This window comes from Candidatus Poribacteria bacterium (assembly GCA_021295755.1).
Classification (GTDB): domain Bacteria; phylum Poribacteria; class WGA-4E; order WGA-4E; family PCPOR2b; genus PCPOR2b.
This window is the reverse complement of the sequence record JAGWBT010000238.1, coordinates 1-2,457: the sequence shown is the minus strand read 5'-3', so window position 1 is coordinate 2,457 and position 2,457 is coordinate 1. Positions and strand designations below refer to the sequence as shown.

At 51.5% G+C, this 2,457-nt stretch carries 3 protein-coding genes; all 3 read right to left on the bottom strand.

All coding sequences use genetic code 11. The annotated features are described in order from the left end of the window. Window positions 1-750, bottom strand: a 750-nt coding sequence (locus tag J4G02_22775; GenBank protein MCE2397333.1) for a glycosyltransferase family 9 protein, incomplete at its 3' end; no start/stop codon positions are given. A 21-nt stretch (window positions 751-771) separates the two neighbouring features. Further along, window positions 772-1,044: a T9SS type A sorting domain-containing protein gene (locus J4G02_22770; GenBank protein ID MCE2397332.1), complete on the bottom strand. Its 273-nt coding sequence runs from the start codon at window positions 1,042-1,044 to the stop codon at window positions 772-774. A gap of 158 nt (window positions 1,045-1,202) precedes the next feature. Further along, complete coding sequence (locus J4G02_22765) at window positions 1,203-2,294, bottom strand: DUF3179 domain-containing protein (protein ID MCE2397331.1); 1,092 nt, start codon at window positions 2,292-2,294, stop codon at window positions 1,203-1,205. Window positions 2,295-2,457: the final 163 nt, after the last annotated feature.

Below are 2,457 nucleotides of genomic sequence, written 5' to 3'. Positions count from 1 at the left end.
AAGGTCCCCGGCGAGCGAGATCGGCTCTGTCGTCATGAGATCTCCCACCTGCTGAACAAGTCCACCCTCGTGAGGTCCCCCAAAAAGTAGTACCTGCGCGTCGAACTGATTCGTTATGCGATCGCCGATAACCGCAAATCGGTCAGGCATCCACTCTCGCAATTTCCACCCTGCGCCCGGAAACAGTCCGACTTTTGGTCGATCCGCCTCAACCCCCTTGGTGGCAATCCTTTCATCGGCAAACGCGCGATCTGCCTCTGTAACAAATAGCTCTAACGTCCGATCCGTTGCCTCTATCCCGATTGGACGCAGCAGGTCGAAATAGCGGTCAATAGCGTGCGCGGACGAAATCCGACCGGCGCGGATAGCTTTGGTATCAAGGTCTGGCACACGGACAGTACACAACACCCCATTTGGTTGATGATACCCAACGCGGCACTTCGCACCGCTCAGATACGCAAGCAAGCTCGTGCGAAATTTGCGTTGAAAATCGATCGCCAGATCAAAGCGCCGTTCTCGCAGGGTGCGGACAATCCGTCGCATTTCACCGGTATCCTTATTCCCCGCTTTTCGGTCGAACGGAATCACTTCGTCCAAATGCGGATTTTCCGTGAGCAGATCTGCCGACTGCTTCGCCACTAACATCGAGATATGCGCCTGCGGAAAGTGCTGCCGCACCGCACGGATTGCTGGCGAAGTCAGCACAATATCGCCAAGTGAACTGAGCCGGATGAGGAGGATGTTTTTCATGTTGTCCCCACGGAAGCATAACTATTTCCGAATAACCATACGTTGTGTCTCTGAAAAGGTTTCCGCCTCTAATGTATAGAAATAGACGCCACTGACAACCGATGCACCCGATTGGTCCCTGCCGTCCCAATATGCAGCGGTCTGTCTGTTGAGATATTGCCCCGCACCCCGCTGACCGATATCCAACTGACGGATCCGCGCTCCTTGGAGGTCGTAGATACGAACTTGCACCGCCGGTCCAATTAAGAGCGTAAAACATGCAAGGATAATCTGCAAGATTTTCATTGGCAACATCAAAATGTCAACATGCCCTATCTATCTATTGTATCACGTTCTTACCTTTCAGAGCAACAGCGATTTTTTTTGCAATTTGCCAGAAGGGACGCTGGATAGGTGTTGGGAGACGGCGCGTTCCCTCCGATTACGACAAGCCGGATCGATGAATCGACACACTAAGGTTTTTGGTAGATGAGTGTGTCCGGAAAAATTCTCGCCCAAGCACCTGCATGGGAAACAAATACATCAGGGACACGTTCAAGTGATTCACCCGTTTTCGGATTCAAGAGCATCTGCTCCGAAAGTTCCCATACCGTCTGGCTACGGCTATCCCTGACCTGTTCAAACGTCCCTTCAAAGTGATAGTTCTTCCGCTTGTAAACGCGAACAGCATCTGAATCCGGACTCGCAATCAGGACAATTGGAACGCCGCCAATGGAATCGTTGATAACCTGCAACTGACGCAGGTCCTCAAAAAAATACGCCTTCTGCTCAGCGCCCACAATTACACCAAGAATCTGTCGCGGTAACACGTCTAGGATGTCAGGATAAGGGTTATAGCTGTAGCGATGGCCGGTTTCCTTACTCAATACAGTCGTATTCGGGTGGGCCGCTTTCCACTCACTCCAAGGTGCCTGCGTCATCGTCACCCTTTCGAGCACCATGCCGGTCTTCGGACCAACGACCGCCTCACCGGTGGCTTGTAGCCATAAGCTCGGTCTGTCGCTACCCCGGTCATACATCAACAGATTCCGTTTATACAGGGTGCCGGACACACCAAATTCAGTCGCTTTGCCGTCAACAGTCGGGTCAAAAGCGATACCGGTGCCGCATTCCGGGCAAAAAGTCACAAGCACCGGTCCACCGCCCAAAGTATCGTTGACTATCTCATGGTTAACCAGAATACGCAAGGGATAGGCACGGCTCGCCCCATCGCGTGCGATGCCGAGAACCTGATCATTGTCCTCCATATAGTCCGCTGCCCCTACCGGAATGAATCGGGGATGCGTCAGAGCGGCGATGCCATCTACACCGGGACCACCATCATAGATTTCGTTCATCGGAATCGAGTGCTTCACGCCGTCGGGGAAGAATATCCCGTACCGTTCAAGCACCCTGGCAGAAGGTTTGCCCGTCTCTAAGTCAGTAGAGAGCGTTTCGATTGGCTCTGCCACTGGAGACGGAATCTGACCTTCATCAGCCTCACACCCGACCAGCAGAATGATCCCATAGAGTCCCAAAAACAGAAGTAGCCATCTCGTGGCCATGTTAATTCACCTCAAATCTCCCAAAAAGACCATAAAAGATGATATAATTTTATCGTGATCTTGCAACGGTTGGCAACTTCAAATGTTACCAAAAAATCCTTTAGGTCTAAATCCCAAGCATTTATGCTTGGGATACAGATTGCTTTAGCAAGTTTTATTTTGA

Coding starts and splice junctions, on each gene's coding strand:
- J4G02_22770 (MCE2397332.1), bottom strand. CDS start 1,044: ATGTTGCCAATGAAAATCTTGCAGATTATCCTTGCATGTTTTACGCTC.
- J4G02_22765 (MCE2397331.1), bottom strand. CDS start 2,294: ATGGCCACGAGATGGCTACTTCTGTTTTTGGGACTCTATGGGATCATT.